At 69.8% G+C, this 20,273-nt stretch carries 16 protein-coding genes and 1 pseudogene; 11 read left to right on the top strand and 6 right to left on the bottom strand.

Features of this window, described 5'->3' with window-relative positions:
• From O6P37_RS15875 to O6P37_RS15845, 7 genes and pseudogenes are all read left to right on the top strand, one after another.
• Positions 1-2,138: pseudogene (locus O6P37_RS15875) on the top strand (ATP-binding cassette domain-containing protein); the annotation flags it as partial.
• Positions 2,139-2,174: 36 nt separating this feature from the next.
• Complete coding sequence (locus tag O6P37_RS15870; RefSeq protein WP_408633185.1) at positions 2,175-2,876, top strand: sensor domain-containing protein; 702 nt, start codon at positions 2,175-2,177, stop codon at positions 2,874-2,876.
• A gap of 133 nt (positions 2,877-3,009) precedes the next feature.
• Complete coding sequence (locus O6P37_RS15865; RefSeq protein WP_269894983.1) at positions 3,010-3,726, top strand: LppX_LprAFG lipoprotein; 717 nt, start codon at positions 3,010-3,012, stop codon at positions 3,724-3,726.
• 34 nt (positions 3,727-3,760) lie between these two features.
• The gene (locus tag O6P37_RS15860; protein ID WP_269894982.1) at positions 3,761-4,132 is read left to right on the top strand and encodes a DUF4189 domain-containing protein; all 372 of its coding nucleotides are present in this window, start codon (positions 3,761-3,763) and stop codon (positions 4,130-4,132) included.
• Between the two features lie 203 nt (positions 4,133-4,335).
• The gene (locus tag O6P37_RS15855; protein ID WP_269894981.1) at positions 4,336-5,178 is read left to right on the top strand and encodes a hypothetical protein; all 843 of its coding nucleotides are present in this window, start codon (positions 4,336-4,338) and stop codon (positions 5,176-5,178) included.
• Positions 5,171-5,626 (top strand): hypothetical protein, encoded by a 456-nt coding sequence (locus O6P37_RS15850; protein ID WP_269894980.1) that lies wholly within the window; start codon positions 5,171-5,173, stop codon positions 5,624-5,626. Before O6P37_RS15855 ends, O6P37_RS15850 begins: the two co-directional genes overlap by 8 nt.
• 145 nt (positions 5,627-5,771) lie before the next feature.
• Complete coding sequence (locus tag O6P37_RS15845; RefSeq protein ID WP_269894979.1) at positions 5,772-7,148, top strand: hypothetical protein; 1,377 nt, start codon at positions 5,772-5,774, stop codon at positions 7,146-7,148.
• Between the two features lie 65 nt (positions 7,149-7,213).
• Here the strand turns inward: O6P37_RS15845 and O6P37_RS15840 are convergent, their stop codons facing one another.
• Positions 7,214-8,308, bottom strand: coding sequence for a hypothetical protein (locus tag O6P37_RS15840; RefSeq protein ID WP_269894978.1), 1,095 nt, complete (start codon positions 8,306-8,308; stop codon positions 7,214-7,216).
• Between the two features lie 135 nt (positions 8,309-8,443).
• On the opposite strand from O6P37_RS15840, the gene O6P37_RS15835 reads away from it, so the two are divergent.
• Together O6P37_RS15835 and O6P37_RS15830 are read left to right on the top strand one after the other, a co-directional pair.
• Complete coding sequence (locus O6P37_RS15835; RefSeq protein WP_269894977.1) at positions 8,444-9,073, top strand: hypothetical protein; 630 nt, start codon at positions 8,444-8,446, stop codon at positions 9,071-9,073.
• A gap of 29 nt (positions 9,074-9,102) precedes the next feature.
• Entirely contained in the window at positions 9,103-9,903 is an 801-nt protein-coding gene (locus O6P37_RS15830) for a DUF1266 domain-containing protein (protein ID WP_269894976.1), read from the top strand.
• A 91-nt stretch (positions 9,904-9,994) separates the two neighbouring features.
• Here O6P37_RS15830 and O6P37_RS15825 read toward each other — a convergent pair whose 3' ends face one another.
• From O6P37_RS15825 to O6P37_RS15815, 3 genes are read right to left on the bottom strand one after another with little or no spacing between them, the layout of a single operon-like run.
• Positions 9,995-11,152, bottom strand: coding sequence for a hypothetical protein (locus O6P37_RS15825; RefSeq protein ID WP_269894975.1), 1,158 nt, complete (start codon positions 11,150-11,152; stop codon positions 9,995-9,997).
• Entirely contained in the window at positions 11,152-13,653 is a 2,502-nt protein-coding gene (locus O6P37_RS15820) for a GAP1-N2 domain-containing protein (RefSeq protein WP_269894974.1), read from the bottom strand. Before O6P37_RS15820 ends, O6P37_RS15825 begins: the two co-directional genes overlap by 1 nt.
• Entirely contained in the window at positions 13,650-15,704 is a 2,055-nt protein-coding gene (locus O6P37_RS15815; protein ID WP_269894973.1) for a hypothetical protein, read from the bottom strand. Before O6P37_RS15815 ends, O6P37_RS15820 begins: the two co-directional genes overlap by 4 nt.
• A 342-nt stretch (positions 15,705-16,046) precedes the next feature.
• On the opposite strand from O6P37_RS15815, the gene O6P37_RS15810 reads away from it, so the two are divergent.
• Entirely contained in the window at positions 16,047-17,267 is a 1,221-nt protein-coding gene (locus tag O6P37_RS15810) for a serine/threonine-protein kinase (RefSeq protein ID WP_269894972.1), read from the top strand.
• Positions 17,268-17,270: 3 nt separating this feature from the next.
• Here the strand turns inward: O6P37_RS15810 and O6P37_RS15805 are convergent, their stop codons facing one another.
• Positions 17,271-19,199 carry a heavy metal translocating P-type ATPase gene (locus tag O6P37_RS15805; protein WP_269894971.1) on the bottom strand — a complete coding sequence of 643 codons (1,929 nt, stop codon included), beginning with the start codon at positions 19,197-19,199 and terminating at the stop codon, positions 17,271-17,273.
• 72 nt (positions 19,200-19,271) lie between these two features.
• Here O6P37_RS15805 and O6P37_RS15800 point away from each other — a divergent pair, with 72 nt between their 5' ends.
• Complete coding sequence (locus O6P37_RS15800; protein ID WP_264011800.1) at positions 19,272-19,625, top strand: ArsR/SmtB family transcription factor; 354 nt, start codon at positions 19,272-19,274, stop codon at positions 19,623-19,625.
• Here O6P37_RS15800 and O6P37_RS15795 read toward each other — a convergent pair whose 3' ends face one another.
• Positions 19,626-20,252, bottom strand: coding sequence for a flavodoxin family protein (locus tag O6P37_RS15795; protein ID WP_269894970.1), 627 nt, complete (start codon positions 20,250-20,252; stop codon positions 19,626-19,628). It lies immediately after the preceding gene.
• Positions 20,253-20,273 lie beyond the last annotated feature (21 nt).

Here is a 20,273-nt window from a genome sequence, read left to right as displayed (position 1 = left end):
CGCCGCACCGGCCGCCGCCACCGCCGCCGCGACCCGCCCCACGGGCGGCTCCCCCGGCACCCCGGCCCGCCCCACCTGCTCCACCGCCAGCGCACCGGGGGGCACCGCCGGCCACCGGCGCCATGTCCGCACCGCCTGTGGTGCCGCAGCCCGCCCAGGACGAGGATCTGCTCGGCAAGGTGACCGGCGCGGTGAAGCGGGTGGTGCGGCCGTCGGCCACACCCGCACCGGCAGGCGCACTGTCCGTCGGCCGGTCGGCGAGCAACACGATCGTCGTCGACGACGCCCTCGCATCCCGCGTGCACGCCTACCTCGTCGCCGTACCCGGCGGCATGGAACTGCGCGACAACCGTTCCAGCAACGGCACATTCGTCAACGGCGAACGCATCACCAGCACAGTCCTGCGACCGGGTGACACCGTCGCCATCGGCAACACCGACCTCACCTTCACCGGCGCGACGCTGACGCCGAAGGCGGGCACCCCGCAGGTCGGCGGTCTGCAGGCCTACCAGCTGGGCCTGATCGTCGATGACGACAAGTCGCTGTTGTCCAACGTCAGCTTCAGCGCCGCGCCCGGCACCCTGACCGCGGTCATAGGTCCCTCCGGCGCGGGCAAGTCGACCCTGATCAAACTGCTTGGCGGCGCCACCCAGCCCACCACCGGCGTGGTGAGCTTCGACGGGCACAACGTGCAGGCCGAGTACGCCTCACTGCGGTCCCGCATCGGGATGGTGCCCCAGGACGACGTCGTGCACCGCCAGCTCACCGTCACCAAGGCACTGAACTACGCTGCGCAGCTTCGTCTTCCGCCCGACACCAGCAGTACCGACCGCAAGGCCGTCGTGGCTCGCGTGCTCGCCGAACTGGAACTCACCGAACACGCCGACAAGCGGGTCGACAAGCTGTCCGGCGGCCAGCGCAAACGCGTCTCCGTCGCCATGGAGCTGCTGACCGGCCCGTCGCTGCTCATCCTGGACGAGCCGACCTCCGGGCTCGACCCCGCGCTTGACCGCCAGGTCATGTCGATGCTGCGCCGCCTGGCCGACGCCGGTCGCGTCGTGGTCGTCGTCACCCACTCACTGACCTACCTGAGCATGTGCGACCAGGTGCTGCTGCTCGCGCCGGGTGGCAAGACCGCGTTCGCCGGCCCGCCGGCGCAGATCGCCGCCGCCATGGGCACCAGCGACTGGGCCGACATCTTCGCCTGGGTGTCCACCAATCCCGATGCCGCCCACCGCGCCTTCCTCGGCCGCAACCCAGTGGCGGCGCAGCCGCCGAAGCCCTCCCCCGCCGCCGGGCCACTGGGTCAACCAGCGCGGACCAGCTCGGTCAAACAGATGCTGACGGTCCTGCGCAGGCAGGGCCGGCTGCTGGTCGCCGACCGCGGCTACTTCCTCTTCCTGGCGGTGCTGCCCTTCATCCTCGGGGCGCTGTCGCTGGTGGTGCCCGGTGACGTCGGGCTCGGGGAGGCCGATCCGCGCGGCTCGTCGCCCAACGAGCCGACGCAGGTGCTGATCCTGCTGAACATCTCGGCGGTGTTCATGGGAACCGCACTGACGCTGCGCGACCTCGTCGGCGAGCGCCCCATCTTCCGCCGCGAACAGGCCGTCGGGCTGTCGGCCGGGGCGTACCTGGTGGCCAAGGTCGTCGTCTACAGCGTTGCGGCGGCCGCACAGGTCGCGATCCTGACCGCCATCGTGGTCGCGGGTAAGGGCGGACCCACCCAGGGCGCGTTGGTGCTGGGCGATGCCACCGCGGAACTGTATGTCGCACTGGCGATCACGGCCATCGTGTCGGCGCTGCTGGGATTGTTGCTGTCGTCGATCGCCAAGTCCAGCGAGCAGATCCTGCCGATGCTGGTCGCCGCGATCATGCTGTCCATCGTCTTCTCCGGCGGGCTGATACCGGTGACCGCGCGGGTCGGCCTGGACCAGGTGTCGTGGTTCCTGCCCGCCCGCTGGGGATTCGCCGCCTCCGCGGCGACGGTGGACCTGCTGAAGATCGCTCCGCTGGTCACCGTCGACGATCCGCTGTGGCGCCACGAGGCGACGTGGTGGCTGTTCGACATCGCGATGCTGGTCCTGCTGGGGATCGCGTTCACCCTCGCGGTGCGTTGGCGGCTTCGGCTCCGGAGTCTCGGTGCGTCCGCGGCGGACGCCGATTCCCGCAACGGTGTGCCCGGCTGGGTGGTGGCGGTCATCGCGCTGCTGGCCGCCGCTGCGCTGGTCGCGGCGCTGTCGGTGGTCACCCGAGGTGGCGGCACCCGCGACCCGCAGGCGGCGCCCGACATTCCCGAGCAGGGGCCCGCGCCCACCCAGGACGCGATCACCCCCGCGCAGCTGCAGGGTCTGCTGCTCGACCCGAACGCCGTGGGCTCGGTGATGGCGGCACTGGCCGGCGCAACGGCGCAACCGCTGTCCCAGTTCGGCACCGCCACGGTGACGCCGCCCGAATGCACCGGCGCCGCCGACGCCGGGAACACCGCCAGTTACGCCGCATCCGGATTCACCGGGGTCGCCGGCAGGCGACTCACCGACCCGGGCGACCCCCGCGTCGTCGTCGACCAGTACGTGTCGAGCTACCCCGACGCGGACGCGGCGGCGATCTACCAGGACGAGCAGATCAACGGCTGGCAGGCGTGCACCGGCACCACGGTCGGCGTGGGCACCCCGCCGGCCGCCGTCCGCCAGTTCGTCGTCGGCCCGTCGAACAACGAGGACGGCCGGCTCACCGTCAGCCTCACCGAGGACCGAAACCGCTGCCAGCGGGCGCTGCTCACCGATTCCAACGTGGTGATCGACGTCCGGGCGTGCGGTCCGGATGTGGATCAGCAGGCCACCGACGTCGCCGTCCAGATCGCCGACAAGATCTCATGACCGGCTCACCCGAGTCCCGGAAGGAGGGCTGACCACGCCGACCGGGCGCTGCCCAGAGACCCGTGGGCCGCATACCGCAGGACAACCGATCGACCACCGCACCCCGGGTGCGGAGACCAGAAGGAGAAGTTCCATGAAATTCCGGTTCGCCATCGTGATCGCCGCGGCGATCGCTGCGATCCTCGCACTCGCGGGTTGCCAGAGCGGCTCCGATTCCGGCAGCGGCGAAGGCGGGAGCGGCCAGGACGCCGCCGGCCTGCTGCAGCAGTCGGCCGAGGCGATGCGCGGCCTGACCGGCGCACACGTCGTGCTCACCGCCGAAGGTCAGGTCCCCAACGTGAAAGTGACCACGCTGGAGGCCGACATCTCCAACAAGCCGGCGCCGGTCGGAACGGGCACCGTCACCCTCGACATGGGCGACGCCCCCGGCACCGCGCAGATCATCTACGTCGACGGCCACCTCTACTCCGACATCGCCGAGCCCGGCACCTTCGTCGACTACGGCGACGGCAACTCGATCTACAACATCTCGGTCCTGCTGGACGCCAACAACGGTCTGGCCAACGCACTGACCAAGATCAAGGATCCGAAATCCGAGGGCGGCGAGGACATCGACGGGACGAAGACCACGAAGGTCAGCGGCACCGTGTCCACCAACGACGCCTCCGCCCTGGTCGGTCTGCGCCGCGCACCCGAGAAGGAGAAGACACTGCCGATCACCGTGTGGATCGCCGACGGGGACCCGCACTACGTGGTCCGCGCCCAGATCGCGCCGACCGACGACGCCAAGCTCACGATGACGTTCTCGGAGTTCGGCAAGCAGGTCACCGCCACCAAGCCCGCCGTCTAGCGGCCGCATTCATTCTCAGAAAGGACTCCAGACCATGAAGAAGACCACGACCCTGCTCGTCGCCGCCGTGGCTGCGGCCTCGTTCAGCACTGTCACCGCGGCGCCCGCCGACGCCGCCCTGTACTACGGCGCGATCGCCTACTCCGGCAACGGATCATCGGGCACCGCGTACAACTACTCCAGCCGCAGCGAAGCCGAGATGCTGGCCGAACTGGTCTGCGGCTACACCGACTGCGACACCCTGACCAGCTTCACCGGATGCGGTGCGGTGGCACGAAACTCGACGCAGGCGTACGGCGGATCCGGCCCGACGCTGGCCGCCGCGCAGCGCAAGGCGCTGGCCAGCCTGCGCTCCAGCAGCGGCCCCGGCTACATCGACGCCTGGGCCTGCAACAGGGGCAGCTGATCCGAACCACCCCGCCGGCCCGCCGACGTTCCTCGGATTCGGCGGGTCGGTTGCCCGGTGGCGTGATCACACCGTCACCCGATCACCACTGACCCCCATCTCGACGTACCCCGATGTGGAAGGACGAGACGTGTCGTATCCCGAATCACCGCCCGCCGCACGGAAAACCCTATCGGTGGACCTCGCCCGATGCGGGTGACCCCGTGCAGATGACTCCGGCGGGCGACCGCGGCGACGGCCGCACACTGGTCGAGCATGCGGTGAGGCTGCTGCTCAGTGCTGGCCCGCCGGGATGGACGCAGCTGCACATCGAATGCTCGCCAACCGGTGAGGTGAGAGCGTTCGTCACTGTTCCCGGCGTGGCGCAGCCACACTCGCTGACGGTGCCGTCCGAAGCCGCACAAGGACTGAACACCTACCTGCACACCACAGCCAGCCCCGCTGCGGCGCCCCGACAACTCGTCGTCGACTGTTTCCCCGACGGCCGATTGTCGGCCCGAATGGAACCTGCTCCGGCGTTTCCCGCGGCGGCACCTGCCGTCGCACAGCGTCCTGGGCGTCAGCCATGGCGCAAGCGGCTGCTTGCGGCGCTGACGGCAATCGGCTTGGTCGCCGCTGCAGCGATCTTCGCGTTCGGATGGCGCTGGTCAGAACCCCGCGAAGCCGACATCAGCCTGCTGCCGCCGCCACCGCAGCGCCAGCAACAGGCGTTCGACGCGATCTCACAGTGGTTCGCCGCGTTGAACGCTCGCGACACCGCCGCGGCTCTGCAACTGGTCTGCCCGAATCCGTCCGGAGCCGTCCTGAACGACATCGAGGCGCTGCAGGGCAATTATCTCGGCAGCTTCGACTACCCGGAAGCGATCGTCGACTTCCACGACAACGGCGGAACGGCGAAGACGAAGGTACTGCTACGCGTCAAGCCGATCACCGAGCTCCAGAGGAAAGCCGTCGAGGAGAACCAACGCGACGGGTCCGGGCTCGCGCACCGCTGGATCGTTCTCGACGACGACGGCGGCGGGTGGAAGGTCTGTGGCAGTGAGTGACCGCAACCGGATTCCCCGTTGGCTGTGGGCCATAGCTGCCGCCGCACTCATCCTGCTGACGATCGCGATAGTCGGCCGAAGCGACGGCCCGACACTGCAGGCCATCGCTGCCGGCGAGGCGATGAGCGACGAACAGGCACGCAAGGCCGCCGAGAAGACGCTGCTGGCATGGACACGCGAGCGCAATGCCGGCCATTTCGAGAATCTGCGAGAGCTCACCTGCGCGGACCCGCCCGACACCTGGGTCAGCCGCCAACTCGATCACGCGCGGGCCGGCACGTCACTCGAACCGTGGAACATCGCCGCGCTGACCGGATTCACCCGTGAGGGAACCACCTGGACGATCAACGGAAACGGGGTCGACCACGGCGGGATGTTCACGTTACGTGTGGAGAGCGGACGATTGCGGGTTTGTGCCATGGGGCCCGTACCCGTCCCGACCAGCTAGGAGAACAGGCGTGACGAATCCAGGAGCCAATTGGCCGCAAGACGGCTTCCGATGGGTGCAAGCCCCGAACCCTGCGCCGCCGCAAGGCTTTCCCCCACCGCCAGCCAGACCTCGGCGGCGCCGGTGGCTCCTGATCCTTGCGATCGTGGTGGTCATCGCCGTGGTGGCAGCCGGGATCGTGGTGTGGCGATCCACGCGCGAAGCAGGCGCGCATGTTGATGCGACGATCGGCACTCCTCACGATCTGCTTGTCTCCTTCTCTCTACGTCAGAGGCCGGTGCCCGGTTGGCGCCTCAACGCCGCGGATATCGGCCTGCCGCCGGATGTTCCGGTCGGAACACTGTTCGCAAGCACCGCCGACAGCGCGTATTTCATCACCACCCACCGCGACGAGCAGGGACTGTCCCCGGTCGGTTGGCTTTACGGCGTCGAAACCAGTACTGGGAAGGTGCTGTTTCCCCCCATCGAGTTGGCGGGTTTTCGCGGCTACCCGCATGGCGAGTGCTACGGCAATGGACCTGGGGTCGCATTGTGCGTCACCGGTGGGGACGTCGACCGTGGTCTTCCAAAGCTCGCGTGGGTCGTCGACCTCGGGAGTGGGCAGGTGACGTACACCGGCCAGACTGACCTCAATGTTCAGGGCGACCGAGGCACCGCGAGGCAATCGTTGATGGCGGTAGGCAGTTACCGTGCCGAGACTCGACTAGTCGTGGCCCGCGAAGGGGTAGGGGTCTACGGCGTCGGACCCCACGCCGAACAAACGTGGTTCGTCCCTGGTGGAGGGAACATTTTTGACCCCGGTTACCGCCAGAGTTCCGATATCCCGGCGACCACCATCGCAATGCAGAACGCTGCGCGCGACGCACCACCTGAGTCGCCCTACCGGATGTTCTCGGTTATCGATGGCACCGATCTGACACCCACGCCGCCCGAAGGCACCAGAATTCGAAAGTCGCTGGTCTACAACGGTGGCTTCGCGTACAGCTTCCGCGAACCCGGAAAGCGCGACGGCTTGTTGTTCTACAACACCGCCGGCGAATTCGTCGCCCGATACCAGGACGAGAATCACGACCTCACGCCGATCGAGAACTCGGTGATGCCCATGGCGTTACTACGCGCCAATCCCGCCCAGTGGCTCGTTCTCTCGGCCGCCGGCGAACTCGTACAGTCGATCCCGACAACCGCCGCGGGGGTTTATTTCAGGATCATCGGCACCAAGTTCTATCTCAATCAGCCTGGAACAGATGACCGTTGGCAACAGTGGGACCTGAACACGGGAGCGTCAGGACCCGTCTGCCAACTGGGCCTGAGCTACGACTATGTCGGCTCTGACGGATCGATCGTGGTCGTCAACGGGGGGTTGCAGTCGAGCACGGTACGGGCCGTCGACCCATCCACATGCGCGACGGCGTGGGAGATCACAGAACAGGAGTCCGGGCGTCAGTTGCGATTGCAGCAAGTCGGTACGGAACTGATTCAGAGCACCCGCGACGAGCTGACTCAGTTGAGGCCTGCGCAGTGACATCGAGGGCGGCGGTAGCGGCCGCGACGAGCACCAGCTCGCGGCCATGTCATGCGGTCTGCTGATCAGGAATTGACCTGAGGTAGGGCTGGACTCCAGCGGGTCAGAACGTCGTTGATCGCGATGCGGTTGAACAGTCCGGTGTTGGTGGTTGTGGTGCCAGCAGGTTGGGTGACGCCGGCCACGACCTGGCCTTGATACTCGTAGAGGGCGAAGTTCTCGATGTCGGTCCCGAAGAGGCGGCTGAACTTGTCGGCGATCGCGGGATCGGGGGTACTGAACGTCAGACGTGCCGGTCCGTCGCCACTGCTGACCGAGACGTCGAGCTTTTCGGCGACGGGTGCGTCGGTCCCGACGAAGAAGGGGTCGCCCTTGCGGCTGAATCGCAGAGAAGCGGTACTGGTGCTATTGGGGTACACACCGTACCTGGTGCGGGCGTCGTCGAAACTTGTTGCCGGTGTGCTGCATTCGATGGTGACGACATCGTCGTCCTCACCACATGCATTCATTGTCTGGAGTCTGTAACCACCGCTCACCCGAATCCTGTCGATCGCATGAAACGGATCCACCTGGGTGATCGACTCGAAGTAGGCGCGCGCGCCGGGGCTGTAGGTCGCCGCGGTCGCGGACTGGGGGAGAGCGGCTCCCTCACTCCACCCGGCGTCGAACCCTTCCGCCAGCGGCCGTCCGGCGAGGTCGGTGAAGCTGTAGGTGGTGACGCTGGTGCCGTAGTCGGAGCTGGTTTCGACTGTCGGCCATCCCCGGCTGCCTTGGGGCCCGGCTGCCGCGTCCTGGGTGTTGTCGCTGGCGACCCAGTCTTGCTTGTCGTGAGCCCAGGCGAGCCGTTCGAAGGGCACGGGAGCCCAGGTGCCGTCCTTCGGGGCGAAGGTCTGAACGGAGAGACTGTCAGGTGTGGGCATCGTGGTCGCGCGGTATCCCGCAACCTGTACCGGGTCGGTTCCGGCGCGCCGAAGCGGTGCGTAGAGACCTGCACCTAGCGCCGCGAGCGGATCATTCTCGGCGGTCGCTCCTGGGCGAAGTTCGGGCTGTGGGACTGACGCGGCCGCCGAAGGTGTCGGCGCCGCCGGCCCCTGGCTGACCGGCTCACTTGCCCCGCCTGTACTGCAGCCCGTCGCGGCCAGGCCGATCACCACCGCCATCCCTGTCACCAGCTTACGCACGCTTCCCCCTGAACGTTGGCTCGGATGATTATGGCCGACCCTCATCGGCACGCCCGCGAAGGGCACGCCCGCACACGCACGACTGATCCCCTGCGGCCGATACATTGGGCTGTGATGGACACCGAACCGAGCAGCCCGGCGGAGCCGTTGCAAGGTCCGCAACTCCCTGTCGACTGCGGGCCTGCGCACCGACTGCGCCCCGACATCGCTGCGGCGCTGCTGTGGGGTCCCCGGCGCAGCGTAGCCGTCACCGCCGACCGGCTGATCGGCCACATCGCCGCCAACGAGCTCGTCCTCGCCGTCGACAACGCCTGGCTGCACCCGCACGGGTGGGGGCTGATGGCCGTCACCTCACAACGCGTCATGTTCCTGGCCAACAGCACCGCCCCCGATGGCGGTCCGTTCACCGTCCCGATCGAGGCGGTTCTGTGGCTGTCCAACAGTGACAAGACGAACGACTCCGGCGACCATCAGGGCAAACTGGTCGACCTCGAACACGACACCGCCATGTGGTTCACCAGCGCGGCGTCGATCAAGGCCTTGAGCACCGCCATCACCTGGGCCTTGAACGTGCACACCACCGTTCAGCCCGGATACGAGGCCGCCCACACGGACAACGTCATCGACGACTTCGCCCGGTACGCAGCACTTCGCCGGGCACACGAGACCGGTGCCCTCGACACCGAGTCCATGCGCGCAGCGGTCCAGCGGCTGTTCTGGCCCAGCCCGCCGACGCAGCCGTAGCAACAATGAACGACAGGACCGGAAGAGACATGGCTGACGAAACCCGCGCAGGCAGACTGTTCCCCTACCCCGAAAACTCCTGGGCCAACAAAGAGTTCACGTGGCGCTTCGAATCGGCGATCGAGGAGCGTGCCCAGAGCGCGCTCAACATCGGCGCACACCAGTGCTCCCGAATGAACCCGTGGCCCTGCGACACACTCGACGTCGACCAAGAACCTGACCGCACCCGCGACCTCCTCAAGGAATATTGGGGAGTCACCAACACCGTCGAGTCACGGCAGACGGTCGGCAGACTGCTCGACGGAATGCACAGCGCCACCTACGAAGTGGTTTTCCCCCTGGTGAGCGCAGCGATCAGTAAGACCGAGGGCCACACCTCCGAGGCCCACCGGGATTATCTGGCTCTGCGCGCCTACAGCCGCCAGCAGTCACCTGACCACTGGGTCGGCTGCTACGACGCACTCAACCAGCTCCGCACCACCGTCAAACCTTTTGCCGGATTGACTCATCCCGCATGGCCCGAACACATCCGGGCCTGGGATTTCGCGCGGCTACCCTACGTCGTCCGGGCAACCCGCAACGCGGGCTACCTCGATGACGACGAATGCTGGCCCATCCTCCACGCCAACCTCGAGGCAGCACGCGGCTACTACCCCAACTGGCGTCAATTCGCACACGGCGTCATCGTCGGCCGGATGTTCTGGCGCGCCCTCACCGACATCAACACCGCCACCGAATACGGGCAGACCGCGGCCGATGCCGTCAACGCACTTCTCGTCCGTCCCGACAGCCCCTGGCGACGGCTGCCGCTGCACCCGACAACCATCTGAGCAACGTCGGTCACCAACGAAGGCCTTCGCGGGTCGCAAGGGACACCGTGGTTCCGGCCGCCACGCGTCTTGCTGAGCCTGCCGCGCCGTCTCAGAGCACGCCGAAGCTCGACGTCACCCAGCGGACCGGGTCCGCGCACCGGAACGGGGCGATGCCGCGGGAGTGCAGCCGGTTGCCGCTCGGCGGCTGGCCCAGCGCAGACACCACGAAATAGCGATGCGCCAACATCATTCCGCTCGAAGGGTTCTCCACCGCGGCGACCATGCCGCCGCCGTGCAGCCGGGTCAGCATGCTGCGCACCTCCTGGTGCAGCAGCTGGCCGTCGGTCTCGTCGTAGTACTGGCCGTCGGAGGTGTCACGCAGATACGCCGCACCGGCGTTCGACATGATCAGGTTCCACTCGGAGCCCTCGACGTCACGCAGCACCCGCAGCGCGTCGAACTTCGACAAAATCACCGCCAGCTTCGGCTGCGCCGACCCGACCGCCTGCAGCATGTTGTAGAGCACACCGCGCGGGTCGCCGCCGCTGAACATCTGCACCGGCAGCAGGTCCTGCAGCTGATCGCGAATGGCCTTGACGCGCAACGGGTCGAACATGAAGAACACCGCGTCGGCGTTGGCGAAGAACCGGAACGGCGGCGCGTGCAGATCTCCCGACTCCATGTCCTCACCGGCGACGTCGCGCAACACCAGGAACCGGCGGACGCCGTGCCACACCCCGATGCTGAACATCAGCGGCTCCCGTTGATGCGACGCCTGGGTGTCCACGGTCGGCGTCGGCGGGACGAGTCCGCGCTGCACGTACAGCGGCGTCTCGTAGTTCAGCGAATACGCGGCCGCCGTGGCGCGGGTGACCGGCTCCATCGACACCCCGAGCCGCTCGCACAACAGCTCCAGCTGCTTGACCAGCACCGCGATGTAGAGGCTCTTCCCGGTGGCGCGCGCACCGGCCATCGCGATACAGATCGCGTGGCCGTTGCGCCAGCCGTCGGGCAGCGTGAAGTGGCAGACCGGGCAGATCTCGATCGCCTGACCCTGCAGGGCCCGGCTGGCCTCCTCGATCGGCGGCGGCGGGCCGTCGTATCCGGCCGGCCGCGCCCAGGTGTACAGCGGACCGCACTCGGCGGGCGCCCCGAGATAGGCCGTGGCGACCTCGTCGCGGTAACGGGTCCCGCCGGCCTGCGGTGACAGCGTCCACAGGTGTTCGGCCGGGCTGAGCGCGGTGAAACAGCGGGGGCACTTGGACATCAGCGACCCCACCGGGTGCGGACCGCCGGCGACGAGTGCGCCTCGGCGCCGCGGGCCAGCAGCCGCCCGGCGATCTTGCGGCCCCGCCGCAGCGCGCCGTCGGACATGTCTCCGGACAACTGCGCCATCGCGATCGCCACCGATCCGGCGTCGACGCCGTCGGCGCCCGCCCTCGTCATCAGCACGCGGTTGGCGAGCTGCCAGGACATGTCGACGAGGGGATCGCCGGTGGGGGCGATCTCCTCGTCGGGATTCCAGCGCAGGGCGGCCACGGCCAGCACCACGGCCGGGTTGAGAAGGTGTGCGTCCAGGAGTGCCGTGGCGTGCGCGAACGCGGTGCCCGCCGCGGCCGGGTCACTTGCCAGAGCGACGCACACCGACGGGTACGGCTGTCCGGACGCGGCGGCGATGAGCGCGAACGTCACCAGGCGCTGGGCGCCGTCCGGGTGAATCCCTTCGGGGCCAACCGATTCGGCCGCGATGTCCCACAGCGGTGTGTACGCCGCCTGATGGGTGGTCGCGTAACCCTGTTGCACCCACGCCTGGGGCTCGATGAGCCGGACGCCGGCGCAGGCGACCGCGACGTGGTCGTCGTTGGCGGCGAGCACCACGCTCGCGAGCCGCGCCAACTCCGGTGAGTCGGCCGCGCCCATCAGAGTGCGGATCGTGGCCGCGCCGGGCACCGCGTCCCCCGCCGCGGCGAGCAGGTCACCCGGTGGCCACAGCGTCTCGGCGGCCATCTGCTCGAATCGACTCGAGCCACAGGTGCGTAGCCACCACAGCGCCGCGGTCCGGTCGGCGGTGTCGGTCGCGCCGTGCCGCAGTGCATACGTCCCGCGCAGCGCTGCCCTGGTCCATGCCTCGTCGTGTGCCTGCAGCTGCGCGAGCTCCTGGGCCGACGGTGCAGTGACCCCGGCGGCCAGCCAGTCGAGCACGTCGTCGGGCAACGGCACCGATCCGTCGGTGCAGTCGGCGCCGGCCAAGAGCTCCCCGGCGAGCGCGAGCCGGGTGGGTGCGCCGACCTGTCCGTCCAGGCCCCCCACCAGCGACGGGCCCTGCTGCGCGTCCCGCAGCCGCGACACCACCTCGGCGTCGACGGCGGTACGCACCCGGGGGTCGTCGACACCGGAGCGGATGAGCAGGTCCGCCAGCCGGAGCACCCGGTGCGGGCCTGCGGCGCGGGCCGCCGCCACGGCGGGTTCGAGAACGGTGTCCAGCTCGTCCGGCACCGGCATCCCTCGAAAGCTCCGCTCGCTCACCGGAATCGGGCCGGGCTGCGCCAGCCACGCGTCGTCCGCGACGGCCCGGCGCAGGTAGGTCGCATCGGCGAGTTCACCCGCGGGGCCGGCCGATGCCCGTTCGACGGCCTGCCACGCATCGCGGGTGGTGTTGCCCAGCACCCAGTGCATGACCCCGGAGATGGTGCTCGCCACCGCGGGGTCGCGAGCCGCGCCCGGCGGTGAGTGCGCGGCGATGACGGCGCGGGCCTCGGCCTCCGCGTCGGCGAACTCGTCGTACCTGGTCACCGCCATCGCCATCGGCCACGCCGGATGCAGTCCCACATCGCCTGCCTGCGCGGCGAAGTGGTCGATGTCGTCGAGCACCAACCGCGCCGACTCGGCATCGAGAAGTACCACCTGTGCCATCGCCGACCACGCCGTCACGGCGATGGTCTGTCCGCCCGCGGTGCGGTGCGGCTGGCCGTCGAGTTCACCGAGCCACAGCGTGTCGGTCTCACTGATGACGAGTGCGTCGGGCGGCAACCGGTCGAGGTCGGCCAGCGGGACCGCGGTCAGGTGCTGCTTGCCCTGGACGGCGAGGCCGAGCTGTTCGGCCCGGTCGAACGTCGAGAAGTTCAGCGTCCCTGCGGTTCCCGCGGACATCAGGAAGCTGACCAGACCGATCCACTGGGCGGCCGACTCGGTCGACTCGACGCCGAGCACCACCGGCCTGCCGCCGGCCAGCGCCGCGGCGACGGCGTCGAGCAGGCCGAGCAGCGTGGCCAGCCGCCAGGTCGACGGGTCGAGCGCGAACGTCACGACGCTCTCCCTGGTGACCACGCCGCCCGGTTCCGGAGCGCCGTCCGGAAGCGCGGCGCCCGCCACCGCCGGCGGTCCGTACGGGCACAGCCACCGCGGTGACCGCCACCATTCGATGGGGCGCCGCGGATTGTGGTCGGGTGTGCGGTCGAGCACCGCGTGGGCGAACACGTTGCCGGGCCTGCCGGTGCTGTCCGGACCGGCAGGCACGGTGTGCCAGTAGCCGGCGGTGTCGCGGTCGACACGCCGGAACGCCAGCCGCCGCGGCCCGTCGGCGAGCTGCTGGGTGGTCGGGTAGGCCGGCAGCGGCCGCACCGGGTTGAACACGGTCCGCACGCCGGCGACCAGGGTCTGGATCTCCTCGGTGGTCAGCCCGCCCGCGGTCTGTTTGACCTGCCAGCCGCCGACGGTGCCCGCGGCGTCGAAAGACGTGTAGCTGAGCTGGCCGTACCGTGTCGTCACGGGGCCGCCGGGGTGAGTCGCAGGGTCTCGACCGGCGGGTCCAGCAGTGCGATCACCCGCAGCCGCAGCGGTGACGGGGTGTTGACGAACAGCCGGATCCAGCCCTGCCTGCCGCGCAGGTTCGCCGCCCACAACTCGGTGCCGCCGCTGGTGCTCAGCTGTGACCATCTCAGCTCCTTCGAGGGCTGCGCAGCCAGCTGGCCGTGCTCGTCGAGCGGCGCCACGTCGACGGGTTGCCCGTCGTAGATGGACAGCGGAATCCGCTGCGGGTTGTTGACCAGCACGAAGACCGGCGAGCCCGGCAGGTCGTACTCCGAGCGCATCGCGATGGTCGCGGTCGTGGGTTGCCCGTCGGGACCGCGCCCGATCCGCACCCCGTACTGCAGCCGCAGCAGGCCGTGGTAGTCGATGCTCGCGGTGGCGCCCATGATGCGACGGCCGCCGGAGAACGCCACCGGCGCCAGGTGCAGCGAGCACCCGCCCAGCGGGAGCTGGCCGGCGAACTGCATCCCGCCGTACCGCTCGTACTCCTCGAGCGTGATCTCGAACGACGTGCCGGACATCGCGGCCCGCGCGTCGTAACCCTTGGGGGCGACGTAGACCACCACCGCCGCGGCGCCGTCGGGCCAGTCGAAGGTGAGCACCTGCTTGTTGCAGTACTCGGCGAGGTCGATGTCGCGGATGAGGCCGGTGCGCACCGTCGAGAAGGTGGTGCCGAGCCGGGCCCGATCGCCGATCAGCGTGACCGGGGTGAAGTAGGCGCGGCTCCACTCGTTCGGCCACGAGACGCCGACCATCATCGACCGCACGTGGCCGTCGGCGTCGCGCTGCTCGGCGACCGGCTGCGTCAGCCGCATCTCGTCGGCCAGCCCGACCTGTTCCAATGCGCCGCCGGGCAGTTCGGTGGCGTCGGCGCCTGCGCTCGGGCCGTCCTCGGTCCGGTAGATCACCACCTTGCCCGCCGGTGGATTCGTCCAGGTCAGCTCGAGCATGGTGCCGTCTTCGCTGCCACCCGAGACGCCGAGGTCGGTCACCGGCAGCAGCACCGCCGAGACCTCGACCTCGAACGCGGTCGCCTCCGACAGCCGCAGCACGCCCTCGACGGGTGCGGCGCACCGCGCCCGATAAACGTAACGCCTGCCGCGGTCGACTCCGGTGTCGACGAAGCCGTTGAGGTTGTCGCCGTCGGGCAGGATGCGGTACTGCGGGCCGTCCTTGTCGGCGTCCTCCGCGGGCACCCGGTAGAGGTAGACCGCGCTGACCCCGGCGGGCACCGACCACTGCCCGATCACCCGGCCGGCGTCCTCACGCACCACGAAGTCAGCCAGGGGGCTGATCAACATGCCGGAGGCGTGCAGCACCGGCTGGGCGGCCAGCGCCTCGGCGTGGGTGGCGCCTGCGTTGGCCCACACCTGGAAGCTGCGCACCGCCGAGGAGGCCATCCGCTCGTCGGTGGCCGACAGCTCGGCGGTGACGGCCACCAGGTCGGCGCGGTCCGGGGAGTGGGGCGGCCCGTCGTCGCCGCTCACCAGGCGGTAGAGCACCACCGGGGTAGCCGCTGATTCGTATGCGGGCCAACGCAGTTCGAGCGCGCCGCGACCACCGTTGACGTCACGACGGCGGAACAGCGCGATCGGGTGCACCTCCGCTGCGGGGACGCCGCCGCCGAAGGGTGCGAAGTTGGCCGCAGCGGGTGGCGGTTCGTCGAACGGCACCGGGTCGGTGGCGGCGAAACCACCGGTGTCGGCGGCGGCGCCGGCGTCGGTGGTGTGATGCCTGCCGGTGGTCCCGGCGCCCACCGGAACGGTGGTGCCGGGGTCGGCCTCGAGTTCACGCAACACCCTGGCCATGTCCTCGGCGTGCTCGGCGGCCGACCCGGGGAGCATCGCACGCACCTGGTCGACCTCCGTGCGCCCGGAACGCAACACCAGCCGCAGGTGGGCTTCCTTGAAGCTGCGGGCGGACACCGCGCCGGAGTCGATGAGTTGCTGGCGCCAGTCGAGCAGCGTTTGGAGCCGGGGATCGTCGTCGACGGGGTGCGGATCGGTCATCGGCGGCACACCAGTGCGATGCTCATTCCGAGGGGGGTGACACGGGCAACGGGTGGCTCGAGCAGAGGGCCCCCGGGCTGCATCACAGCAGTGTATCGGAGTGTGCTGCAGCCCACCTGCGCCTATTTTCAGAGGTCGGCGGCCGGCCCGTATCAGGTCGTCAGGCGTCAGGTCGCCGCCGGACCGGCGAACACCGATTCGTGAAATGCGAGTCCTGTGGGTACCCCTCGCCCAGGATCGGACAATGGCTACCTGGTTCCCTGGGGCCACCGGCCCGAGGGATGGCACTGAAGATTCGTCCTCGCCGCTGAGAACGGCGCCGGCTGACGGGAGGACAACGCCATGGAGACGAACGGCCAGGAACTGCTCGGCGGACGCTACCGGGTCGGCGCGCTGCTGGGCTCCGGCGGGATGGCCGAGGTCCGCGACGGTTGGGACCTGCGCCTCGACCGCGCGGTGGCCATCAAGCTGATGCACCCCGCCCTCAAGGCGCAGGCCGACGTCCGCGGCCGCTTCGAACACGAGGCCAGGGCAGCGGCATCGCTGACGCACCCCAATATCGTTGCGGTACACGATTTCGGCGACCACGACGGAACGCCCTACATCGTGATGGAACGCCTCCCGGGGCGGACGCTGGCCGATCTCATCGCCGCGGGCCCGCTGCCGCCCCACCAGGTACACGCACTCCTCGACGAGGTCCTCGCCGCCCTCGCGACCGCGCACGATGCGGGGATGCTGCACCGCGACATCAAACCGGGCAACATCCTGCTGGCCACCGACGGCCGCAGCGTGAAGGTCGCCGACTTCGGGATCGCGAAGACCGCGGGCGCCGCGCTCACCGCGACCGGGCAGATCATCGGCACGATGGCCTACCTGAGTCCCGAGCGGGTGGGTGGGGCGCCGGCCTCGGTGGCCGACGATCTGTACGCGGTCGGTGTGATGGGCTACGAGGCGTTACTGGGCAGGGCCGCCTTTCCCCAGGACACGCCCATCGCCTTGGCGCGCGCCATCATGGACGATCCCCCGCCGCCGTTGAGCGTGCTGCGGCCGGACCTCCACCCGGTGCTCGCCGGTGTCATCGACCGGGCGATGACCCGCGAACCCACGCAGCGCTTCGCCTCCGCCGACCAGATGCGGGCGGCGCTGGCCGGCGACCGTACGGCGCTGTTCGCCGGCCTCGCACCCGCCGCGCCTCCCCCACGGCCGGCCACCATGGTGCTCGACCATCCGTTGCCCCCGACGGGATACCACCCGGCACCGTCCGCACGGCCTACACCGCGGCGCCGCCTGACCGGACGGACCCGCACGATCGCCGCCGCCGCGGCGGTGGTCACCGCGCTGGCCGTGGCGGCGCTGGCCCTGGCGATGGATCCGTTCTCGACCAACCCCACGCCCCAGCCGATCAGCACCAGCACCACCGTCCCGCCCCCGAAGCCCTCGCCGACGACGCCCACCGTGGCTCCGGTGATCCAGGCGCCCGAACCCGCGCCGGCGCCCGAGCCGAAGAAGCCGGGCAAGAAGGGCGAGGGCGACAAGAAGCCGGGGAACGGCAAGCGGGAGTAGGCCTCAGCGGCCGGCCGCGGTGCGCCACGCCCTGTTCGACAGCAGCCGCAGCCCGTTCAGCGCGACGAGGATCGTCGACCCCTCGTGACCCGCGACGCCAAGCGGCAGCGGGAGGTGGCCGACGAGGTCCCAGGTCACCAGCGTGACGATGACCGTGGCCGCGATGACGAGGTTCGCCACGACGACCCGCCGCGCCCGTTTGGCCAGGGCGACGACGGCGGGGATGGCGCTGAGGTCGTCGCGGACGGTGACGGCGTCGGCGGTCTCGATGCTGAGGTCGGCACCGCTGCGGCCCATGGCGATCGAGGTGTGCGCGGCGGCCATCGCCGGTGCGTCGTTGATCCCGTCGCCGACCAGCAGCACGCGCCGACCGTCGGCCTGCAGCGCGCGCACCGCGTCGACCTTGTCGGCGGGCAGCAGCCCGGCGCGCACGTCGGCGATGCCTGCCGCGTCGGCGAGGTGCTCCGCGGCGGCGCGGTGGTCACCGGTCAGCACGACGGGATCGCCGTCGGTCAGGTCCCGGATCGACGCGACCGCACGCGCGGCGTCGGAGCGCATCCGGTCGGTGAGGCCGAGCACGCCGACCGCCCGGTCGTCGACGGTGAGCACCACGACGGTCGCGCCGGTCCGTTCGAGCTCGACCACGTGCGCGATGTCGCTGAACTCCGCGCCCGCCAGCACGGCGATCCGGCGGCCGTCGACCTCGGCGCTCACCCCGCGGCCCGGCAGCGCCCGGAAGCCGTGTGAACGGGGAACGGTCAGACCGCGACGGCGGGCGTCGGCGAAGATCGCCCGGCCGATCGGATGCTCGCTGTACTGCTCTGCGGCCGCGGCACACCGCAGCAGGTCGTCGGCGCCGCGGCCGTCCAGCGCCGTCACCTCGGTGAGCGTCGGTGTCCCGTGCGTCAGCGTCCCGGTCTTGTCGAACGCCACCACGGTGGTGTCGGCGAGCCGCTCCATTGCGACCGCCGATTTGACCAGCACGCCGTGCCTGCCCGCGTTGGCGATCGCCGACAGCAGCGGCGGCATGGTGGCCAGCACGATCGCGCACGGCGACGCCACGATCATGAACGTCATCGCGCGCAGCAGGGTGGACTGCAGATCGGCGCCGGCCAGCAGCGGCACGATGAACAACGCGGTGGTCGCAACCACCACCGCCACCGAGTAGCGCTGTTCCACCTTCTCGATGAACAGCTGGGTGTGCGCCTTGGTGGCCGAGGCCTCGGCGACCATCGCCACGATGCGGGCCACCACGGTCTGCGACGGTTCCCTGCTGACCCGGATCCGCAGTGCGCCCGGCCCGTTGAGGGTGCCCGCGTACACCTCGTCGCCGGGAGCCCTGGTGACCGGCATCGGCTCACCGGTGATCGACGCCTGGTCGACGTCGGACGCGCCCTCGGTGACCGTGCCGTCGGCCGAGATCCGCTCCCCCGGCCGGACCACGACCTCGTCGCCGACGACGAGATCGGCCGCCGCCACCGTCGTCTCGGCGCCGCCGGGACCGACCCGCACCGCGCGTTCGGGTGCCAGGTTCAGCAGGCTGCGCACCGAGTCCCTGGTGCGCCCGGTCGCGACGTCCTCCAGCGCCCCGGACGTGGCGAAGATGACGATCAACAGGGCGCCGTCGAAGATCTGCCCGATGGCGGCCGCGCCGATCGCCGCGACGATCATCAGCAGGTCGACGTCGAGGCGCCGCTCCCGCAGCGCCTGGAGGCCCTCGAGCGCCGGGGCCCAGCCGCCGGTGACGTAGCAGGCGAGGTAGAGCGTCCACCAGACGGCGTCGGGCAGGCCGGCGAGCTGGGCGACCGCGCCGGCGGCGAACAGACCGAGCGCGACAGTCGCCCAGCGCACCGAGGCGACCGACCAGCAGGCGGCGCGCCAGCCGGCCGGTGGCTCGCTACGGGTGGGTGCGGCGGCTTCTGCAGTCGTCATCACGCCTAGATGTATACATGTACAGGTCTACATGTGTCATCTGTCCGGGTAGACCCGTGTTTCAATGAACGCATGGGTCATGGCGTGGAGGGCCGGTCGGCACCACCGGCCGCACTCGACGCGTCGTCGGCCGCCATGATCGCCGAGACCCTGCAGGCCCTGGCCTCGCCCAACCGGCTGCGCATCCTCACCCGGCTGCGCCAGTCGCCCTGCACGGTGACCGAGCTGTCCGCGGCGGTGGACATGGAGCAGCCGGCCGTGTCGCACCAGCTGCGGCTGCTGCGGGCGCTGGCACTGGTGGCCGGCGACCGCAACGGCCGCAACATCGTCTACCGGCTCTACGACAACCACGTCGCCCAGCTGCTCGACGAGGCGGTCTACCACATCGAGCACCTCCGGCTCGGCGCGCGCGACACCACCGCCTGATCAGCTGTAGGGCGGATACGGGTTGTCCCGCAACACCTCTGCGAGATGCAGCGCGTTGCGGGCCGCTGACGCGGTGGCGCTCTCCACGGCCTCCGGTGTCTCGTCGAGGTCCTTGTAGTCGGTGCCGCCCATCGCCTGGTCGTTCCAGTACGTGCAGCCCTGCGCCGGGATCGTGTAGCCGATGTCGTTGAGCGCCTGGAACAGGTCGGCCACGATCTTGTGCGCGCCGTCCTCGTTGCCGACCACCGTCGCCAGCGCGACCTTGCCCACCTGGCGCGGCCGGCCCGCATCGTCGGTCTCCGACAGCTCGGCGTCCAACCGCTCGAGCACCCGTTGGGCGACGCTGGACATGTGCCCCACCCAGGTGGGCGTCGAGACCACCAGGATGTCGGCGGCGACGATCTTGTCCAGGATCGTCGGCCACTGATCGCCGTCGCCCATGTCGGCGTCGGTACCCGGCGCCACCGCGTAGTCGACCACCCGCAGGCTCTCGCACTCGACGCCGCCGTCGCGCAGGTGCTTGAACACCTGCTCGGTAATCACCGAGCTGCTCGACTCGTCAGGGCTTCGCTTGAGCGTGCAGACCAGTCCGAGGGCACGCAGTGGCTTGTTCGCTGAAGAGGTCATGGCCCGGGCGTACCCGGCCGC

This window comes from Mycobacterium hippophais (genome assembly GCF_027529605.1).
GTDB lineage: Bacteria > Actinomycetota > Actinomycetes > Mycobacteriales > Mycobacteriaceae > Mycobacterium > Mycobacterium arseniciresistens.
The sequence above is the reverse complement of the archived record's forward strand: the minus strand, read 5'-3'. Positions and strand labels throughout refer to the sequence as shown.